Origin of the sequence: Thermovibrio guaymasensis (genome assembly GCF_003633715.1) — a bacterium.
GTDB classification, from domain to species: domain Bacteria; phylum Aquificota; class Aquificia; order Desulfurobacteriales; family Desulfurobacteriaceae; genus Thermovibrio; species Thermovibrio guaymasensis.
Window position 1 is genome coordinate 99,058 of the sequence record NZ_RBIE01000001.1, and the last position, 19,288, is coordinate 118,345.

At 38.2% G+C, this 19,288-nt stretch carries 24 protein-coding genes; 17 read left to right on the top strand and 7 right to left on the bottom strand.

The genetic code is table 11. The features are described from left to right. The first annotated feature begins 34 nt into the window (after window positions 1-34). From C7457_RS00545 to flhB, 17 genes are read left to right on the top strand one after another with little or no spacing between them, the layout of a single operon-like run. Entirely contained in the window at window positions 35-1,801 is a 1,767-nt protein-coding gene (locus C7457_RS00545; RefSeq protein ID WP_121169453.1) for a hypothetical protein, read from the top strand. After that, window positions 1,798-3,744, top strand: a complete 1,947-nt coding sequence (locus C7457_RS00550) for a tetratricopeptide repeat protein (RefSeq protein ID WP_121169454.1) — start codon at window positions 1,798-1,800, stop codon at window positions 3,742-3,744. The genes C7457_RS00545 and C7457_RS00550 overlap by 4 nt, the downstream gene beginning before the upstream one ends. Continuing rightward, a complete protein-coding gene (flgB, locus tag C7457_RS00555; RefSeq protein WP_121169456.1) occupies window positions 3,713-4,087 on the top strand; it encodes a flagellar basal body rod protein FlgB in 375 nt (124 codons plus the stop codon). Before C7457_RS00550 ends, flgB begins: the two co-directional genes overlap by 32 nt. Continuing rightward, entirely contained in the window at window positions 4,087-4,494 is a 408-nt protein-coding gene (gene flgC / locus C7457_RS00560; RefSeq protein ID WP_121169457.1) for a flagellar basal body rod protein FlgC, read from the top strand. Before flgB ends, flgC begins: the two co-directional genes overlap by 1 nt. Window positions 4,495-4,506: 12 nt before the next feature. Continuing rightward, window positions 4,507-4,797 carry a flagellar hook-basal body complex protein FliE gene (gene fliE, locus C7457_RS00565; protein WP_121169459.1) on the top strand — a complete coding sequence of 97 codons (291 nt, stop codon included), beginning with the start codon at window positions 4,507-4,509 and terminating at the stop codon, window positions 4,795-4,797. A 2-nt stretch (window positions 4,798-4,799) separates the two neighbouring features. Beyond that, the gene (gene fliF, locus C7457_RS00570) at window positions 4,800-6,374 is read left to right on the top strand and encodes a flagellar basal-body MS-ring/collar protein FliF (RefSeq protein ID WP_121169460.1); all 1,575 of its coding nucleotides are present in this window, start codon (window positions 4,800-4,802) and stop codon (window positions 6,372-6,374) included. After that, window positions 6,374-7,036 carry a FliH/SctL family protein gene (locus C7457_RS00575; RefSeq protein WP_121169461.1) on the top strand — a complete coding sequence of 221 codons (663 nt, stop codon included), beginning with the start codon at window positions 6,374-6,376 and terminating at the stop codon, window positions 7,034-7,036. Before fliF ends, C7457_RS00575 begins: the two co-directional genes overlap by 1 nt. Then, window positions 7,008-8,327, top strand: a complete 1,320-nt coding sequence (locus C7457_RS00580; RefSeq protein WP_121169463.1) for a FliI/YscN family ATPase — start codon at window positions 7,008-7,010, stop codon at window positions 8,325-8,327. The genes C7457_RS00575 and C7457_RS00580 overlap by 29 nt, the downstream gene beginning before the upstream one ends. Continuing rightward, entirely contained in the window at window positions 8,305-8,958 is a 654-nt protein-coding gene (locus tag C7457_RS00585) for a flagellar hook assembly protein FlgD (protein WP_121169464.1), read from the top strand. Before C7457_RS00580 ends, C7457_RS00585 begins: the two co-directional genes overlap by 23 nt. Before the next feature lie 2 nt (window positions 8,959-8,960). Continuing rightward, window positions 8,961-10,574, top strand: a complete 1,614-nt coding sequence (locus C7457_RS00590; RefSeq protein WP_121169466.1) for a flagellar hook protein FlgE — start codon at window positions 8,961-8,963, stop codon at window positions 10,572-10,574. 11 nt (window positions 10,575-10,585) lie between these two features. Then, window positions 10,586-11,095: a flagellar basal body-associated FliL family protein gene (locus tag C7457_RS00595; RefSeq protein WP_121169467.1), complete on the top strand. Its 510-nt coding sequence runs from the start codon at window positions 10,586-10,588 to the stop codon at window positions 11,093-11,095. Window positions 11,096-11,097: 2 nt separating this feature from the next. Further along, the gene (locus tag C7457_RS00600; RefSeq protein ID WP_121169468.1) at window positions 11,098-11,334 is read left to right on the top strand and encodes a FliM/FliN family flagellar motor switch protein; all 237 of its coding nucleotides are present in this window, start codon (window positions 11,098-11,100) and stop codon (window positions 11,332-11,334) included. Then, complete coding sequence (locus C7457_RS00605; protein WP_121169470.1) at window positions 11,321-11,632, top strand: flagellar biosynthetic protein FliO; 312 nt, start codon at window positions 11,321-11,323, stop codon at window positions 11,630-11,632. The genes C7457_RS00600 and C7457_RS00605 overlap by 14 nt, the downstream gene beginning before the upstream one ends. After that, window positions 11,571-12,278, top strand: a complete 708-nt coding sequence (gene fliP, locus C7457_RS00610; RefSeq protein WP_121169471.1) for a flagellar type III secretion system pore protein FliP — start codon at window positions 11,571-11,573, stop codon at window positions 12,276-12,278. Before C7457_RS00605 ends, fliP begins: the two co-directional genes overlap by 62 nt. Beyond that, window positions 12,275-12,544, top strand: coding sequence for a flagellar biosynthesis protein FliQ (gene fliQ / locus C7457_RS00615; protein ID WP_121169473.1), 270 nt, complete (start codon window positions 12,275-12,277; stop codon window positions 12,542-12,544). The genes fliP and fliQ overlap by 4 nt, the downstream gene beginning before the upstream one ends. Window positions 12,545-12,585: 41 nt before the next feature. Continuing rightward, window positions 12,586-13,323, top strand: coding sequence for a flagellar biosynthetic protein FliR (locus C7457_RS00620; RefSeq protein ID WP_245939551.1), 738 nt, complete (start codon window positions 12,586-12,588; stop codon window positions 13,321-13,323). Further along, the gene (flhB, locus tag C7457_RS00625) at window positions 13,316-14,359 is read left to right on the top strand and encodes a flagellar biosynthesis protein FlhB (protein WP_121169476.1); all 1,044 of its coding nucleotides are present in this window, start codon (window positions 13,316-13,318) and stop codon (window positions 14,357-14,359) included. Before C7457_RS00620 ends, flhB begins: the two co-directional genes overlap by 8 nt. Here the strand turns inward: flhB and C7457_RS00630 are convergent. From C7457_RS00630 to clpP, 7 genes are read right to left on the bottom strand one after another with little or no spacing between them, the layout of a single operon-like run. Continuing rightward, entirely contained in the window at window positions 14,328-14,804 is a 477-nt protein-coding gene (locus tag C7457_RS00630) for a MotE family protein (RefSeq protein ID WP_245939552.1), read from the bottom strand. The genes flhB and C7457_RS00630 overlap by 32 nt on opposite strands. Continuing rightward, complete coding sequence (locus C7457_RS00635) at window positions 14,758-15,165, bottom strand: hypothetical protein (RefSeq protein WP_121169478.1); 408 nt, start codon at window positions 15,163-15,165, stop codon at window positions 14,758-14,760. The genes C7457_RS00630 and C7457_RS00635 overlap by 47 nt, the downstream gene beginning before the upstream one ends. After that, window positions 15,166-16,194, bottom strand: coding sequence for a flagellar brake protein (locus tag C7457_RS00640; RefSeq protein WP_121169479.1), 1,029 nt, complete (start codon window positions 16,192-16,194; stop codon window positions 15,166-15,168). Window positions 16,195-16,227: 33 nt separating this feature from the next. Continuing rightward, the gene (gene pdxA / locus C7457_RS00645) at window positions 16,228-17,187 is read right to left on the bottom strand and encodes a 4-hydroxythreonine-4-phosphate dehydrogenase PdxA (protein WP_121169481.1); all 960 of its coding nucleotides are present in this window, start codon (window positions 17,185-17,187) and stop codon (window positions 16,228-16,230) included. Continuing rightward, window positions 17,172-17,456, bottom strand: coding sequence for a hypothetical protein (locus C7457_RS00650; RefSeq protein WP_121169482.1), 285 nt, complete (start codon window positions 17,454-17,456; stop codon window positions 17,172-17,174). Before C7457_RS00650 ends, pdxA begins: the two co-directional genes overlap by 16 nt. Continuing rightward, window positions 17,449-18,684, bottom strand: coding sequence for a bifunctional 3,4-dihydroxy-2-butanone-4-phosphate synthase/GTP cyclohydrolase II (locus C7457_RS00655; RefSeq protein WP_121169484.1), 1,236 nt, complete (start codon window positions 18,682-18,684; stop codon window positions 17,449-17,451). The genes C7457_RS00650 and C7457_RS00655 overlap by 8 nt, the downstream gene beginning before the upstream one ends. Next, window positions 18,685-19,287: an ATP-dependent Clp endopeptidase proteolytic subunit ClpP gene (gene clpP, locus C7457_RS00660; protein WP_121169485.1), complete on the bottom strand. Its 603-nt coding sequence runs from the start codon at window positions 19,285-19,287 to the stop codon at window positions 18,685-18,687. Window position 19,288 lies beyond the last annotated feature (1 nt).

Consider the following 19,288-nt stretch of genomic DNA (forward strand, 5'->3'; position numbering starts at 1 on the left):
AATTGAAATATGATCTATTAGTATTGAGGGTGGAATGGTACTTTTAGACCTGCTTCTAGGGTTTAATTCTAGTTTGAAGGGAAAGGGGGATTTTCTAGAAGAGAACAAGGTAGGGTTTAGTTCTAAAGTTTCAGATTTCCAATTCCTTTTTTTAAAGGAACTTTCTAATTTGAAGAGTTCCGAAATTTCATTCTTTAATATGAAAGAAAGTCCAAATCTTTTGAAGAAGTCTGTTAGTTTAGGTTTAAAAGATCTTTATTTAGGTATTGAAGAAGCTAAGGGAAAGGTTGAGAAAAATAAAAAAGTAGATATAAAGTTTGCAAATTTACTTCCTTTCTCTAATATTAAAGGTGATGTTTTAATGGAAAAAAATAAAACACCTTTTCGTTTAGGAAAAAAGAAGGTTGATAAAACTGATAAAACTTTTGATTTGAATTCAAAAAGGAATTACTATAGAAAAAGTAAACCTCTTTTTATTTTTAATTTTAGAAGAACTTCTATTAGGATTTTATCAAATGCTAAAAGTTTTTACGGGCTGAAAAATGTTGTCAGGGAAAGTCAAAAAGATAAAAGAATTGATGAGAAGGTCTTTTTCAAACCAGGAAAAAGAAGGAAAAAGGGTCAAGTTTTAAGTTCTATTAAGTTGCAATCCTTTTTAGTAGGATTTCCTAGTTTAGGAGGGATGGTTCCGAGAAAATCTGTCATTCCAAAGGTAATTGATAGTAATGAAAATCTAAAAAATAACTCTAAAACTGAAACAGATCTTAAGTCTAAAAACTTAGGAAATTTTAATAAGCTTTCCCTTTTAAAAGGGAAAGATAAAGCTTACTTTCCTGTTTCTGTAAAAGAGTTAAATAAAAGTGAAAGTGATGGAATTTCTTATGTGACGAAAAAATTTCAGATAAATTCTAGTGATAGATTAAAAGTGGAAAAATTTGATCTTGCTAACCAAAAGCAGAATGAAAAGGTTACTGTTCCTTCAAATCATGATCTTGATTTTAAAATTGAGGATGATATATCTTTGCTTACAGAAAGAAAAGGAAGAAAGTTTATTGAGTCTAAATTTCCTTCAAATGGCAAAGAATTAATAAATAAGCAAAATATTAAAGATTCGGAAAAAAGTTTAAATAGTGAGATTTTACTACAACAAAAAGTAAAAGTTCAATTAGAGTTAGAGTCTAAGAAAGAAAAAGTTCGGTCTTCTAAACTAAATAAAGGGAAGTTAGAAAAAATTTTAATACATTCCAATTCTAAACTGCTATCTAACTTAGGTAGTGAACGCTTTTCTAAAGTGGAGGATCAAGTTACTCAAAGTGATATTGCTAGCTCTGTGATGACTAGTAATACTGGTAACTTCGAAACGGTGACTAAGCTTAAGCTTCAACTTCCTGAAGTCAAACTAGAAGGAGTTTCTCATTATAGGGAATATGGAAAAACAGTAGTTTCTTTACTTTCTCCTCAGGAACAAAGTGGCCACGGTTCCTCAGATTTTCGTGATGGTTTTAGTTCTTCTGATAGTTTTGAAAACAGGAAAAATGAGCTTCCTGTTCCTAAGCATGTAAATAGTAGTTTTCAGAATCTTGTCATAAGAAATGAAGATATGGCTATGAGACTTTCCTTTAACAGGGCCGGAATATTAAACCTCTCTCTCAGGCTTTCTGAAAGTTACACTCTAGAACCTTCTTTGATTGAGGACATTCGCTCAATTATCCGTTCTTCAGGTTTTACTCCAGGAAAAGTTTACTTGAAGGTTAAAAGTAAAGGGGAAGCAAAAGAAAGAACAACGGAGTTGAAGGTTTGAGGTGGTTAGTTTTTTTTATCTTTCTCTTTATCTCAACCAGTTCGTTTGGAGGTTATGAAGTAGATAAGGATTGGAAAATTTATCAGAAGGGACTGCGCCAGTATAGAATCGGTTCCTACTCAACTGCCCTTAACTACTTTCTTGAACTATTAAAGCCCGATTCAAAGTACTATAAGGATGCCCTGTTGATGCTTTCAAAAACTTACTATGCTATTGGTAAAAAGACAGGTCTTAAAAAGTACCTCTGGCAGGCATTAAACTACCTACAGTTATACTTTATAGAAGTTGGGGAGGGAGAGCTCCCTTGGGATTACTACTACACAAAAGCTAGAATCTACGAAGCTCTTTCCTTCTACGAACAGGCCCTTGCCGTTTATAGAGTTGCCTTTTTAAAGGCAAAGAGTAAGGAAGAGAAAGTTAAGACAACTGTTGGGATAATTAGGACTGCAGTTTGGGTTAGAAGGCCTGATATAGTAGAAGAGTACTTCATTTTGATTAGTACAGAGAGAAACCTTACCAAAGAGGAAGAGAAAGAAATTACCTTTATAAAAGGTTTAGCTCTCTTCTCTCAGGGTAAGTATCAAGAAGCATTTCCTTATTTTTTCAAACTGTATAAGGAGTACGAGGATTATTTAATAGATAATCCGTCTTACTACCTTCTAGTTGCAGAAAACATTTATAGGTTAGGTAAGTATACTGTTGCTGAGCACCTGTTTAGGAGGATTATCAGCTTTACAAAGGATAAGGAAGTTATTAGGAGAGCGATTTTAAGGTTGGGAGATATTGAGGTTAAAAGGGGAAATGATAAGTTAGCCTTTGTTTATTACTACTCTGTTATAAGGGATTACCCCGATTCTCTTGAGGCTGTAGTTGCAAGGTTGAAGATAATTCCGATGATGGAAAAGCCTGAAATAAAGTATAGGGCTCTTTTAACAAAGGACAAAGCCTTTAAAGACCCTATAAAGTATATAGCGACCGTTTTAGTCAACTTTAGGACCACCTATGCCGGGATTTACGCCCTTGCAGATTTAGGGTATTTAGTTTTTAAACTGGATTCTCCTGAAATGCCGTTTAAAAGGCTAACTTGGGAGGTCTCCCTTATCTTTCCCGAGGAGGTAAAGTATGAACAGAGGGAGTTTATTAGATACCTTTGGGAACCCTATCTTTTGAAACTCCCTTCAGATAGAGGCTGTTCTCTTTACCGTTCAAATCCCAGGTTCTTTCAAGAACTCTTTGGAAGGAAAGTTCTCCTTAAGTTTGCCTCAGACCTTAAACACTGTAATATGAGAAGATTAAGGATAGAACTTCTGTCCTTCATCCTTAGAAAGTGGAAAGATGATGATAGTAAGGTAATGATGGCAAGGGCCTTATTTGAAACTAGGGATTTTTCTGAGGCTCTAAAAGTTTTAGAGACTGTTAAGGATAAGAACAGGTGCGATTATCTAATTCTTAAGTCGGAACTTGGTATTTTCTTATCTTTGGATCTAAAGAGTTTTAATAAGTTAATAACTAAATGTAAGAAGGATAGCCTTGAAATTCCAAGTATAGCTATTTATTATCTTTCAGAAATTGGTAAGATTGAATTGGCATTCAAAGAATTTGTTTCCTATAAAAAGGCTTTGGTTAATGAGTATGAAAAGGAGCTTGTTGTGAAGGCAGCTCTTAATAAGTTAGTTGAAAAGTCTATCTTGGAAGATAAGTATAGGGTAGCTTACGAAGTTTCAAAGGCTCTCTATGAAAGAGGTTATAGGAACTGTCTAATTGGAAGTTATCTCCTCATTTCAGCTGTTAGATTAGGGAAACTATCAGAGGCCAAGAAGGTTTATACTACGATAGATGGGTGTATTGACTCTATGGCGTCTCTTTCTAAAACGGTTTATCAAGATACTCTTCTTGAGGAGGAGTTGAAAGATGGGGCTCTTTCATCAACTGAAGCCAATTGAAGAGGGAATAAACTTCTTTTACAGGCGTTCGGAAGTTATTCAAAGTAACATAGCTAACGTTGATACTCCTTTCTATAAGCCGAAGGATTTAGTCTTTGAGAGAGAGCTTGATAAGAGTTTAAAGTTGAAGAGGACAGACCCCCGTCATATTGATCCTTACGGTGGCGAGAAGGTTACTTTTAAGGAAGTAACTCTTGACGAGATATCCGGCTACGATGGAAATAGAGTGAACCTTGATAAAGAACTTGGGAAGCTTGCAGAAACTGCCATAATGGCAAGAACCCTCAATGAAACTTTGAGGAAGGAGATAGGGAAACTTAAACTGGTTATTGGGGGTAGATAATGATATTTAAGGGGCTTGAAGTTTCCCTTTCTGGAATGCTTGTTCAGAGAGTAAGGATTGATGTTGCTTCAAGTAACCTTGCCAACTCAAACTCTGTTGATGAAAACGGAAGACCTTATACTAGAAAAGTTCCTGTTTTTGAGTCTGTTTTGATTAAAGAAGGTGAAGTTCCTCTTTATAGGGTAAAGGTTAAAGAAATTAAAGAAGATCCATCTCCCTATAGACTGAAGTACGATCCTGGGAATCCTCTTGCAGATAGTAAAGGTTACGTTAAACTTCCCAACGTTGATCCTCTGAGGGAGATGGTTGACGTAATGAGCGCTATGAGGAGTTACGAAGCTAACCTTACGGCTTTTAATACAGCTAAGGGGCTTCTTTTAAATGCAATAGATATACTTAAGGCTTGAGGGAGGAGTTAGATGAGGGTTGAAAGTTCCAAATTCCTTTTTGTTCCTAGCCTATCGGTGGAAAATGAAAAGGATAGTGAAAATTCTACTTTTGAAAAAGTAATGAAGGATTTTCTAAATGAAGTAAACTCTCAACAGCTTGAGGCGAGGGAGGTAGAGAAGAAACTGTCTGAAGGTAAAATAAAGAACTTTGAAGAAGCTCTCTTTACGGTAGAGAAGGCAGAACTCTCCCTCAGGCTCTTAGTTGAGATGAGGAATAAAGCCCTTGAAAGCTATCAGGAAATTATGAGAATGCAGGTATAAAGGTGGAAGTAAAGGAAATTCAAGAAAAGTTTAAGAATTTTCTTTCCAAAAATGCCAATCCAAGGAATATAGCTTTAGTTCTTGGGGCTCTCGCTATACTTTCGATTGTTTCCTTTGTTTTAATTAGAAGTAGTTCTAATCAAGACTATGCTGTTCTCTACACACATTTATCTCCAGATGATGCTGGTCAAATCCTTTCTGTCCTTCAGGAAGAGAAGATACCTTATAAGGTTGTTGGTGATGGAAGTATAATTCTGGTTCCTAAGGACAAAGTCTATGATGTAAGATTAAAGCTTGCAGCGAAAGGTTTACCTCACGGTAAAGTTGTAGGTTTTGAAATTTTTGATCAGCCAAAATTGGGTATAACCCAATTTCAACAGAACATAGAATACATTCGGGCCCTTGAAGGGGAGCTTGAAAGAACAATAAAACGTATTGATGCTGTAAGGGATGTGAAGGTCAACATAGCTCTTCCAAGGGATTCAATTTTCGTTAGAGAAACTTCAGAGCCAAAGGCTTCTGTCCTTGTTAACCTATGGCCCGGTAAAGATCTAACTAAAGAGCAGGTTAAAGCGATAGTTTTCCTCGTTTCCCACGCAGTTCCGGGTCTTAAGCCTGAAAACGTTACCGTTGTTGATAATAGAGGAAGGGTATTAACAGACCTAATAGAGGAAGAAAGTGGAGAGGAACCTTCAAAAGAACTTAAGATAAAGAAACAGCTTGAGAGGGATATTGAGAGGAAAGTTAGGGAGCTACTGTCTAGAGCTCTGGGAAGCAGTAAGGTAGTTGTAAGCGCTTCTGTTGAGATTGAGACGGGGAAGTTGGAGAGGAAGAGAGAGATTTATGATCCAGATATGACGGCAGTTGTAAGTCAGAGGAAAATTCAGGAGAAAGAGACCTCAGTTAAGAGGAAGCCTCAGGGGCCTGCAGGAACTCCCACTAACGTTCCTCCCGTTATAAATACCCAAACTCAGGGGGAAACTTTAAAAAGGGAAAAGAAGGATGTTACTACGAATTATGATGTTTCAAAGACTGTAGAGAGTACTGTGGCACCTATATTTAAAATAAAGAGGATTACTGTAGGAGTTTTGGTTGATGGTAAGTATGAGGAGATAAAGGAAAAGGATGGAACTATCAAATACAAGTTCGTCCCACGCTCTCCGCAAGAAATCAAAACTTATGAGGAGATTGTTAAAAGTGCCATAGGGTACGATCCCAAGAGAGGGGATAAAGTGACAGTGGCAAGTATTCCGTTTGAGTCTGCCCTGTTTGCTAAAAAGGAAAAAGAGAAAGAATTTCCCTGGTACTACCTTCTTGCTGCTGCTCTTGTCCTCCTAGGAATTTCTGGGGTGGTTGTTTTTAAAATTCTTAAAGGCAGAGAAGAAAAAGTACCTTCTGAAATCCAGCAGGTTTCTCCTGAGTTAATTGAGCAGATGAGGGAAAAGGTTACTCAAGAAGAAGGATTTCGTGAAGTTAGAATTGAAAACGATCCAATTTACCTTAAAATAGTAGAGATAGCAAAGGATTACCCAGATTTAATAGTAAACGTGATTAGTAAGTGGCTTAAGGAGAAGTAATGCTTGACCTTGAGGATTTCTCCTCTTTTATAGAGGTTAAAAAGAGTAGTGATGAAGTTCCTCAGCAGTCTCAAGAGTTAACTTTAAAGAGGCTTGAGGAGAAGTACAGACAGGAAATTTTGAAACTTCAAGCTTCTTTTAAGAAAGAACTTCAAAGGGTAAAGGAGGAGGCTTATAAAAATGGCTTTGAGGAAGGCTACGCTAAAGGGTTAAAAGAGAAAGAGAAAGATTTAATTGATATGCAAAGAAGAATTTCTGAGCAGTTTCAGTCAGAGCTTAAGAAATTGAAGGTGAATTTGGATTCTTTGATAGAAGGCTTTAAGAATGAAAAGGAGGGTGTTTTAGAGAAAATTAAAGGTTTAATCCTTGATTCTCTACTTGAAATTTTTGAGTTTCTTTATTTGAATCCTTCCAATTCTTCATATTTAAGGAAAAAAATTGATCAAATATTGGAGGAATTTGAAAAGGAAGAGCTAGTTAGTATTGAAGTGGGAGAGAAACTAGCACAGGTTCTTGAGGGAGAGAGAGTGAAAGTTAGTTCTGATATTGGAGCTTATGACTTTAGGATAGTCTTTAAGGATTTTTTTGTAGAATCAAACTTTAAGGAGAAGCTAAACATATTAAGGGAAGAGCTTGAAAGAGAGATTAAGAAGACTTCCTAAGTACCGTGTTGTGGGTAAAGTTGAGGGAGTGAAAGGGGCTGTAATTGAAGCTAGACTCCCAAAGGTTCATATAGGGGATTTCTGTCAAGTTAACGGTTCAATTGAAGCTGAGGTTGTCGGCTTTAGGGATGGGAAAACACTTTTAATGGCTTATGATGATACGGTAGGTATAACGATAGGAACTAAGGTGGAGGCGAAACTATCCGGACTAAAGGTTGGAGTTTCTCCTGAAATCCTTGGTGCAGTGATAGATCCTTTCGGAAGAGTTCTTAACGATAAAGACTTTACTCCAACGGATTTCATTCCTTTAAAGCCTTCACCGATTAACCCTTTAAAAAGGGGCAGAATAACTCAGCCTCTTGATCTTGGTATTAGAGTAATAAACAGCCTTTTAACTGTAGGTAAAGGGCAAAGAATTGGAATTTTTGCCGGTGCAGGAGTTGGTAAGAGTACCCTTTTAGGAATGATATCAAGGTTTACAGAGGCAGACGTTAACGTTGTGGCCTTGATAGGAGAAAGGGGAAGAGAGGTTAGAGAGTTTATAGAGGATAACCTTTCTGACGGTTTGAAGCGTTCAGTTATAGTTGTGGCTACTTCTGATATGCCGCCTCTTGCTAAGATAAGGGCTGCTTACACTGCCTGTGCCATAGCTGAGTATTTCTCTTCTAAGGGAAAGGACGTTTTACTTATGGTAGATTCTCTAACCCGATTTGCTATGGCTCAGAGGGAGATAGGGTTGACCGTTGGTGAGCCTCCTACCAGTAAAGGCTATACTCCGTCCGTTTTTTCCTCTTTGGCAAAACTGATAGAGAGAGCGGGTAATTTCGTTGGGGGAGGAAGTATTACCGGAATTTTTACCGTTTTAGTTGAAGGTGATGAGATTGCGCTTGATCCTGTGGCAGATGCTTCAGTCGGTTTGCTTGACGGTCACATAGTTCTTTCAAGGGAACTTGCAAATAGAAGGCTTTTTCCTGCTGTAGATGTTTTAAAGAGTATAAGTAGGCTAACTCCTCAGATAGTCAGTCAGGACATTTTAAAGTTACAGTCTTTAGTGTTTGAGTTAGAAACTCTCTATAGAGATAACCAGGAGGTTATCCAGCTTGGTCTTTATAAAAAGGGAACTTCTCCAAAGATAGACTTGTCAATTTTTGCTCATCAAAAGTTGGAAAACTTTATAAGGCAAGGGATTAGTCAAAGAGTTGGTATTGAAGAGAGTTTTAAAGAGCTCTCAGGATTGGTAGAATCTATTATTAAGGAGGGAGAGAAGTATGGGGTTAGATGGGATTTATAGAATGAGTGATGAGTCAAAGGTCAAAGTTGTTCCGGCCAATTACGACAACTCTAAAATGTCCCACGAGGAGTTTTTAAAAGTTCTCCTTGCAAATATACAGTGGCAGGATCCCCTTGAAGCTCAGGATATAAGCCAGTTTATAACAAATACGGTGAAGCTCAGGGAAATGGAAGTTCTTAATTCATTTGAGAGTAATATAGATAAGATAAAAGATACTGTTGATGCCTATTCACTCTTTTTTGCTTCTTCCTTTATAGGAAAATCTGTTCAGTATTCAGGAAATCAGACTTACGTGAAGGAAGGAAAGGGTAAGATTCAGTTTACTCTTTCAGAACCAGCAAGTCGGGTTCAAGTTTTCCTCCTCGATAGTTCAGGTAAGGTTGTTGAAGAGAAAACTTTTACTGACTTGTTTCCTGGAACTTATCCTGTAGAAATTGATAACTCTTCTCTTCCTGATGGTTACTACCAAGTAGTGGTTAATGCTGTAGCTTCTGATGGTTCCTCACTTGATGCTAAAGTTGAAAGTTACGCTTTAGTTAACGGTGTTAAAAAGGGAGAGGATGGAAAAGTTTATGCTGTTACTAAAATTTCCGAAATTCCTATTGAAAATATAACAGCAATTGGAGGTTAGCCATGCTTCAGTCTTTCTACACGGCATTTACAGGTCTTTCAGCAGATAAAGATTGGCTTTCAGTTATCTCAGACAACATAGCTAACGTTAATACTGTAGGCTTCAAAGCAGAAAGAGCCGTTTTTGAAGATCTTCTATCTAGGAGTCTTACTACCTTTAAGAACGGTGCTCCCGTTAACAGGGAAGTTGGGGGAGGAGTTTTTGTAAGTGCAACTGTTAAAGACTTTAGCCAGGGAACCTTTAAGAATACGAATAACCCTCTTGACCTAGCCCTTGATGGTGAAGGTTTCTTCATGGTTAAGGATAAATCTGGAGTGACTTATTACACGAGGAATGGAGAGTTTCGCCTTGATGCTAACGGAGATCTTATCAATATGCTTGGAATGAAAGTTCAAGGATGGATGTTAGATGACAACGGAAATCTTCTAGGGGCTGTTAGTAATATTAATATACCAAGGGACATAAAACCAAAGTCAACTTCTTATGTCGCTTTTAAAGAACCAAGCAATCTTGATTCAAGAGCTCCTTTTATAGAGGATAATCCAAATACTGCAAATGTTGATGAATCCATTTTTAATACAGCTAATTCATCAACTTTTAATTATGTTAATGCAATTACGGTTTATGATTCTTTAGGAAATCCTCATAACTTAGAATTTTATTTCATTCACAAGCAAGATAACTCTGGAAATGCCTTCTGGTTGGTATATTCAGCTATTGATGGAAAACCTGTGGAAATTCCTGCTGGTAGTGATAAATTTGCCTTTTTAAAGATTCAGTTTAAGCCTGATGGTACTATTGACGAAGCGAACATCAAAGGTTATGGAAAAGTTTCATCGGTGACTAATGAATCTCAAACAGAGAGCGCTGATGATGGAAAGTTTACTTTATCAAATTCTCCTTTAGTTCCAGGTAGTGTTAAGGTATCTTATAATAGCGGTAATAAGGAAATTTTTGACGACGGTAAAGGAAATTTAATAGATAAATCAACAGGAGATGTAAAAGGAACAGTTGATTACTCAAATGGTACTATTAAAGTATTTGATTTAGCCGGAAACGGAAATAATAATGATTCTATCAATGTTGACTACGAGTATTATGATAATACTGAAAGTACAAATAGCCTTGATCCTAAAAAAATCCAAACTGCAGAAGTTGATTTGAAAAATGGAGCTGCTCCAATAGAACTTTCTCTCAATATATTACCCTTAAAGCAAGTTGCCTCTGACTTTATCTTCTATTCAGAGCAGGATGGTAACAGTAAAGGTGATCTTATGGCTGTTGCAGTCAGTGAGGATGGTACTATAAAAGCAACTTATACGAACGGAAAAGTGAAAGACATTGCTCGTCTTGCAATTGCTACTTTTAAAGATAAAGAGATGCTCGTTAGAAAAGGAAGCTGGCTTTACGTTCCCAACGTTCAGACCTTTACTCCTGTTATTATGCCAGGAGGGGTTATCTCAAAAGTTAGAAGTGGAATGCTCGAGATGTCAAACGTTGATATAGCTAATGAGTTCATTAACCTTATTACTGCCCAAAGGACTTATCAGGCAAATGCAAGGGTAATAACGACTGACGATCAGATTCTCCAGGAAACGATGAATATCAAGAGATAACGGAGCTTTAGATGGCTGAAGAGGAAAAGCAGCAGCAGGAACAGGAGAGTAAAGGCGGAAAGAAGAAGCTACTCTTAATTCTTATCTTTTTGATACTGGCAGCTGCCGGAGGGGGGGCTGCCTATAAATTTTTAGTTCTTGACAAGAAAAAAGCTGAGACTAAAGAGAAGCAGGCAGAGAGGATTATTGAAGAAATAAAGGCTACTGAAAACGTAGGGGTTATGTTTGATCTTGGAACTTTTGTTGTTAACCTTGCAGATCCCGATATTGAGAGGTTTTTAAAAGTTTCTATTGTTTTGGAATTAAAAGATCAGAAAGTTCAGGCGGAGGCACAGAAGAGGCTACCTGAAATTAAGGACGCTATTACAACTTTGCTTCTAACTAAGAAGTCCTCTGAAATTAGAACACCTGAGGGTATAGAATTCCTTAAGGAAGAGATTGCTAAGAGAGTGAACGCTATTTTGCCTTTAGGTGGTGTAAAGAACGTTTACTTTACCGAATTTATAATTCAAACAGGTTAGAAATGGTAGATAAGAAGTTAGAGAGGTTTAAGGATATCAAGTTAAAAGTATCTCTTGTTCTGGGGAGAAAAGAACTCTCCCTTTCTAAAGTCTTAAAGTTAAAAGAAGGGGACCTTATTACCCTTGATACCAAAGTTGAAGATTACCTTGAAATTTACCTTAACGATAAGAAGTTCGGCATTGGGGAGCTTATAGTTATTAACGATAAAATTGGTTTGAGGCTCGTTGACCTTGTATAGTGAGCTCCAGTTCCTCCTTAACTCTTTAACTGTAATTGGAGCTTTAGTTTTTCTCTACTATTTAATTAATAGGTACGGTTTTAAGTTCCCTTATAATAAAGGGGGAAGAAATTTAGAACTCCTTGAAAAACTTCCTTTAAGTGGTGACTCTGGCCTTATAGTTTTTCGAGCGGGAAAGAGGCAGTATTTAGGTTTTTACTCAAGAGGAGACTTCAAGATCTTAAAAGAGATAAAAGATGACGAGGATAGTTCTACTACTGGTTTTAGTGCCAACGACGGCTCAAGGAGAAACTCTTAACCAAATTGCCCAGAGGTTGGGGCAAGTTGATGTTACGTTAAAGGTTCTCTTCTTACTCACTGTCTTAGCCCTTTTACCTTCAATACTTATAGCTGTCACTAGCTTTACAAGGATTGTTATTATTCTCTCCCTTTTAAGGCACGCTTTGGGAACTCCCCAAACACCTCCAAACCAAGTTATCATAGCTATTTCTCTCTTTCTTACCCTCTTTACAATGTATCCAACACTTAGGAAAGTTGATCAATTTGCTCTTAAACCTTATCTGAACGGTGAAGTTTCAGATATTGAAGCGATTGAGAGAGCTGCTGTTCCAATAAAGGAGTTTATGTTAAGGAATACAAGAAAAGAAGAGTTAAAGCTTTTTCTTGATATTAAAAGGGAAAGACCCTCTTCTCCTAAAGAGGTCTCTTTTATTACTCTTATTCCTGCCTTTATGGTTAGTGAAGTTAAGACTGCCTTTGAGTTTGTCTTTGTTGTTTTCCTTCCTTTCATTCTTATAGACCTGCTTGTCGCCAGTATTCTTATGTCAATGGGTATGATGATGATACCTCCTATGATGCTTTCTCTTCCCTTTAAGCTTATACTTTTTGTAGTATCTGGAGGTTGGGAACTTCTAATTAAGTCGATAGTAGAGAGTTACAAATGACGGTAGATCAGGTTATAAGTTTGGGACAGAAAATGTTTGAAGTTGCCTTCTTAGTTGGAACGCCCGTTCTACTAACGACCTTTTTAGTTGGATTGGTTGTGAGTATTTTTCAGGCGGCAACTCAAATTCACGAGATGACTTTGACGTTTATACCTAAGATTTTAGTAACGATGGTTACGCTCTACGTTTTAGGTAATTGGATACTTATTAAGTTAGTTGACTATACAAAGGAAAACTTTTTATACCTCCTCCAGATACTAAAATGAATCAGTTCTTTGACTACATCTCATCCCATTATTGGGGATTCTTGTTCGTTTTCCTTAGGCTTTCAGCCTTCATGATGGCTTTTCCTTTTTTCTCCACTTCTTTTATTCCAATATCTGTAAGGATTATCCTTTTACTATCGTTTTCTTTCTTTTTTTCCTCCCTTATTCTTACTATTTTCCAACCTCCTTCTTCTCTACTAACTTTTACTTTCCTAGTTTTAAAGGAGCTTTTAGTTGGCTTTTTACTTGCATTGGTTGGAAGTATCTTCTACGCAGTTGTTCTCTACGCTGCAGAGCTGATTAGTTACCTTATGGGATTGACAGTTGCCAACCTCTTTGATCCTACCTTTGGAATGGTTTCTGTTTTGGGAAGGTTTTTTGCTTTTGTTTTTTACGCTGTTTTCTTTGCAACCGGTGGTGAAAAATTATTTTTGGGAGCCCTCTACCAGAGTTTTAAATTCATTCCCCCTGGAGGGGTTAACATAGGGGACTCTTTATTTAACTTTCTAATTAAGGAATCTAGCTTAATTTTCACTTTTGGGTTTAAGCTGGCATTTCCCTTTATTTTTGCCCTCTTTATAACGAACCTTGCACTTGCACTTGTTAATAGGCTAATCCCTCAGATTAACGTCTTTATAGTTGGTTTACCTCTGCAAGTATTTGTAGGTTTGCTAGCACTAAGCGTAGGTTTTTCTGTTATTGTTTACTTTACTGTTAACTTAGTTCAGAGGTATCTTGAGGATTTATTTAGGCTGTTGGAGGTCTTAAAGGGTGGCTAAGGATCCTTCAAAGACGGAAAAGGCGACCCCACGGCGGCGCCAGAAGGCACGGGAAGAGGGTCAAGTACTAAAGAGTCAAGACGTTCCGATAGCAGCAACTCTATTCTTTACGGCAATCTTCCTCTACTTTTACTTGCCTTACTTATATAGAAATTTGCAGGCTCTCTTTTCCTACTCTTTTTCAGAGTCTTCTTACCTTCAGCTTTCTTACATGTTAAAGCTCTTTTCTTACAAGTTTTTTTTACTAATCTTGCCCATTTTCGTTTCCCTTTTGTTTGTTGGTGTCTTTTCAAACCTTGTTCAGTTCGGTTTTCTCTTTACAGTTAAACCTCTCATTCCGAAGCTGGACAACATTAATCCTGTAAAAGGTTTAGGTAGAGTCTTTTCCTTAAAGACCTTCTTTGAGAGTGTAAAAAATACCCTAAAGCTGTCTGTTGCTGCCGCTGTAGGTTATTTTACTGTAAAGTTTGCTCTTTCTGGTTTCTACTCTCTTCCCCTCTTACCCCTTCCCTCTCAAATAAATATGTTTGCAAAGTGGATTGTCGTCCTTTTTTTCGTTTTTGGTCTCCTGTCAATTCCCGTTGCAGCCATTGATTTCCTCTACAGGCGTTGGGAGTACGAGGAGAACCTGAAGATGAGTGTTCAAGAAGTTAAAGAGGAGAGGAAGCAGTATGAGGGACATCCTTTAGTCAAGTCTGCAATAAGGAAGAAGCAGAGAGAGATTGCAATGAGGAGGATGATGGCTGAAGTACCTAAAGCTGACGTCGTAATTACAAACCCTACCCACTATGCTGTTGCCCTAAAGTATGAAAGGGGGAAGATGTACGCTCCTAAAGTTGTGGCTAAAGGAGTTGATAGGGTAGCTTTAAGGATTAAAGAGATTGCCATTGAAAGTGGAGTTCCTATTGAGGAGAACCCTGAACTGGCAAGGGCTCTTTATTCTTCGTGCGATATCGGAGATTACATACCTGAAGAGTTCTATAAAGTTGTCGCTAAGATCCTGGCTAGGATTTATCGGAGTAAGAGCTCTCTTTAATGGAAGTTAAAATTTTCACTATTTGATTAACAACTTTAGGGTCAACGTAGTTTAGAATTTCTCCTGCTTTTCTGGATTTCATGTTATAGAGGATATATGCAGCTTCTTTGGGGTCCGTGAAGGATGAGATTTTTTGGCCTGCAAGTTCGGGATCCATTTTTGAAAACATTTGGGCAAGTTTCTTGTACCTCTCAGCTTCTACCTCTTTGATTCTCCTTTCAAATTCCTCTCTTTCCTTCTTTAGTTTCTCCCTCTCTTTCTTTATTTCTTCTAGTAACTTTTTATTCTCCTCTATTAGTTTTTTGACCTCTTGTTTTAATTTGGTTAACCTCTCTATTTCCTTTTTTGCTTCTTTGAATTGAACCTTTCCCTGAGCGTAAGAGGGAAAGTTCATAGCATTAAGTACGATCAACAGAGTAAAGAGCTTGGTAAATAAACCTTTCATTTAAAACCTCATTAACTCGTTTCTCCTTAAGCTCTTTCCTCTTAAGGAGTTCTTTGACGAGTTTTACCTCTCCTCTTAGTCTACCTACATCCTCTCTTTTCTTATCTATCTCTAATGAAAGTCCTTTTAAACTCTCCTTTAGTTTTTCTTTCTCCTTTAAAAGCCTCTTCGTTTCCTCCTGTATTAAGGCAAATTGTAGTACAGATTCAGGTGTCATAGATTTAAGGCAGGAAATTTTCCTGTTGACCTCCTCAATTTCAAGTTTCAGTTCTTTTTCTTTTGCTAATAGCATGTTAAGTCTTTCCCTTTCCTTTTGTAGTTCCCTTTCCTTGATATCAATAACTTTACTTAGCCCTTTCATTTATCCCCTATTTTTAAAGACAAGTTGTGCAAGTTTTTTCTGCTCTTCCCTTACAAAGTCATGGATAAATTTCTGCTGCTCTGGTTTTATATCTTCGTACTTAACTCCATAACAGGTTGAAGTCCTTCTCTTATAGATATTTACTACAGTTGCTTTTAGTTTAAGTTCTCTACCTTTAAGGTTAAACTTTAGTGTAATTTCAGTATAGGGATTAAGCTCTTGAGGGAAGTTTTGGTGTGGAATGCAGACTTTAGCTCCGCCAGCTGAAATATCAATGATTTCTCCTTTAATCCACTCTACTTTGTCCTCCTCCTTGTTGTAGATACCAACGTCTGCCGGGATTTCAACCTCTACCCTTGCGTATTCTCTCCTTTGATACCTTGTAAGCTCAAAAGTATGGGGAACTTGAATTATCATTCTTCCATTTTCGAAGAAAACTTTTTCAACAACTGATTCAAACTTGTAAATACCGTCCCCTTTCCTTATAAAGGAAATAGTTACTTTAGAACCTTCTAAATTTGGAGGCTGTTTTTTATCAATCACTGCCCAGTACATATACTTTTCGTCTTTATCAAAGAGTGCAATTTCATAGCTACCTTTATTTGGAGTGTAGAGTTTTGCAGGTTGGAATAACTCTATATCCTTTGTACTAACAAGAGGAACAAAGGGAGGAAGGTAGTCAAAGCCCAGTTTCATTCTCATATCTTGAATTAGACTCTCGTCAGCTTGGGGATTTTCCTTTAGAAAAAGGTCGACAACTTTCTCAAAGGGAGATTTGAACTCTAAAGTTAAGAAAGGATCTCTTCCAAGTTTTAAAGAGTACTCCCACAGTATTTGAGCTTCCTCTTCTGTTAAACCTCTTTCAAGGGCTTCTTTAAAGAATGACTTTTTAATGTTGACTTTCTTGAGGTATTCCCTTAGAAGCCCTACTAGAATGAGAAAGAGTATAAAGACCGTTAGAATTAGTATAAATAAAAATATTGTACTACTATCTGCACGTGGAATTCTTAAAAAACTTAAGTCTCTCATAGTCTTAGCCCTTTTAATTTAAGCTAAATTCTATCAAAGTTCTCTTTTCTTTAGAAGGTTTAAAGCTTCTTCTACTGCAGCTTTAAAGCTTCCTTCGTCTGCAATACCTTTGCCGGCTATATCGTAGGCAGTTCCGTGATCTACCGATGTCCTTATTATCGGAAGGCCTAAAGTTGTGTTAACACTCTTACTAAATCCGAGGAGTTTAATTGGGATTAGACCTTGATCGTGGTACATTGATAGAACGACCTCAAACTCTCCCCTTAAAGCCCTCACAAATAGAGTGTCTGAAGGGTAAGGACCAAAGGCCGGAATGCCTTCTTTCCTTGCCTTTTCTACTGCAGGTGTTATCTCTTCTATCTCTTCTCTTCCAAACAGGCCACCTTCTCCAGCGTGGGGGTTTAGACCACATACTCCTATTTTCCTTGGGCGGAGCTCCTTCCAGATTAACCTTAGTTTTTTAAGTACTTCTTCCCTTTTTACTTTATCTGGAATCTTTCTCAAAGGAAGGTGAGTTGTTAGGAGAACCGTTCTTAGCTTTTGATTGGAGAGCATCATAGCAAAATCCTTTATTTTAAAAGCGTCTGCTAAGTATTCGGTGTGTCCGGGAAATTTAAAACCGGCTCTTCTGATTACTTCCTTATTTATGGGAAAGGTAACTATTCCGTCAATTTTTCCCTTCTTTGCATCACTCACTGCCCTTTCAATGAACTTAAACTGGGCAGTTCCACACTGGAGGTTCGGTTTTCCTGGCTTTATTCCTTTTACCGGATACACGTCAATTAGGTAAACTCCACGTTCGTTTGGTGGTTCCTTAACCAGCTCTAGTGAATAGGATATTGAGAGGAGCTCAGAGTAGAAATCTAAAACGTCTTTTGAGCCGTAAATAGTGAAAGTCCCTTTAAGGGAGTGCAGGAAGTTGAGGGATTTAAGGAGAATTTCGGGTCCTATTCCTGCAGGGTCTCCAAGTGTAATTCCTATTTTTGGTTGAATTTCTCAACCTCCTCAAGGGCGTTTTCTGCCCTCTTTAGGAACTCAGAAGCTATTTTCTCGCTCAGGTTCTTCAGTTCGTTGCCTAACTGTCTCAACTTATACTTAAGCTCAACGTTCTCCTGTTCAAGTTCTTCAACCCTCTGTTGAAGGTCGTTTACTTTGTTTTCATAGTCCCTTACAAGTTCCTCAACAAATACAGTGAACTGTTTATTAATCTGGTTAAGCTTCTCCCTTATTCCTTCTGGAACCTGAAACTCCTTGTTATCCATTTTTTCCCTCCAGTTCAATTAGGTGTCCCATCTTTTCCTTCTTGGTTTTAAGGTATCCGATGTTATACTGACAAACACCTGTTATGATAGGTACTCTCTCTACTATTTCAAGGCCGTAACCTTCAAGGCCAATTAACTTCCTTGGGTTATTCGTCATTAACCTCATCTTCTTAACGCCAAGGTCTCTCAGAATTTGGGCTCCTATTCCAAAATCCCTCATGTCAGGAGGAAATCCAAGTTTTTCGTTAGCTTCAACTGTATCAAAACCGTGGTCCTGAAGGTGGTAGGCCTTTATTTTGTTCACAAGACCTATTCCCCTACCTTCCTGTCTTAAGTAGACGATTACCCCTTTACCCTCTTTTGAAATCATCTCCATAGCTCTGTGGAGTTGGCTCCTGCAGTCGCACTTCAATGAACCAAAGACGTCTCCTGTTAAGCATTCAGAGTGGACTCTCACGAGAACAGGTTCGTTTTCATCTATATCTCCCATTACTAAAGCTACGTGTTCTTTTCCATCTACTAGTGAGGTATAGGCGTAGATCTTCCACTGGCCGTAAACCGTTGGGAGGTTTGCCTCGGCCTCTCTCCTTATCAGGCTTTCACTCTTCATCCTGTATTCAATCAGGTCGGCTATGCTTATTATTTTGAGGCCGTGTTCCCTTGCGTAGTCAATCAGTTTTGGAAGCCTCATCATGCTTCCATCTTCATCCATAATCTCACAGATTACACCGGCCGGGTAGAGGCCGGCCAACCTTGCTAAATCAACTGCAGCTTCTGTATGGCCTGAGCGTTTGAGAACTCCTCCTTTCCTTGCCCTTAAGGGGAAAACGTGCCCTGGCTTTACAAAGTCTTCAGGTTTTGCATCTGGACTTACTGCCCGCTTAATCGTTATAGCCCTATCGTAGGCGGAGATTCCCGTTGTAGTTCCAAACTTTGGATGAGCGTCAACGGAAACACAGAACCCGGTTTCTTTAGGATCTGAAGGCTTTGGGGTCATAGGCTCAAAGCCTAGTTCTTCACACCTTTCTTCAGGGAGGGCAAGGCAGATTAATCCCCTTCCGTACTTTGCCATAAAGTTTATAGCTTCAGGAGTAACCTTTTCAGCGGCAATAACGAGGTCCCCTTCATTTTCCCTGTTTGGGTCATCAACAACGATGACCATTTTCCCCTGCTTTATGTCCTCTATGGCCTCTTCAACTCTATCTAAGGGAAACTTTCCCTTTACCAATTAACCGCCCCTCTTAGTTAGAACTTTATCTATAAGGCCGTACTCTTTTGCCTCTTCTGCGCTCATAAAGTAGTCCCTTTCTGTGTCCTGTTCAATCTTTTCGATTGGCTTTCCTGTATGTTTGGCAAGTATTTCGTTTAGCATTCTCTTTAACCTTAGGATTTCCTTTGCGTGAATTTCTATATCCGTTGCCTGTCCCTGGAATCCTCCAAGTGGCTGATGAATCATTATCCTTGCGTGGGGTAGTGCAAAGCGTTTACCAGGGGCTCCAGCAGCCAAGAGAACTGCCCCCATACTTGCAGCTTGTCCCATACAGATAGTCACAACGTCAGGCTTTATGTACTGCATGGTGTCGTAGATTGCAAGTCCAGCAGTAACTACTCCTCCTGGGCTGTTTATGTAAAGGTAAATGTCCTTTTCAGGGTCTTCGGCCTCTAAAAAGAGAAGCTGGGCAACTATGAGGTTTGCAACGTGGTCGTCTATGGGGGTTCCAAGCATTATTATCCTGTCTTTTAAGAGCCTTGAGTAGATATCGTATGCCCTTTCGCCTCTACCTGTTTGCTCAATCACTATAGGAACGAACTGGTTGAGGATCTCTTCCATA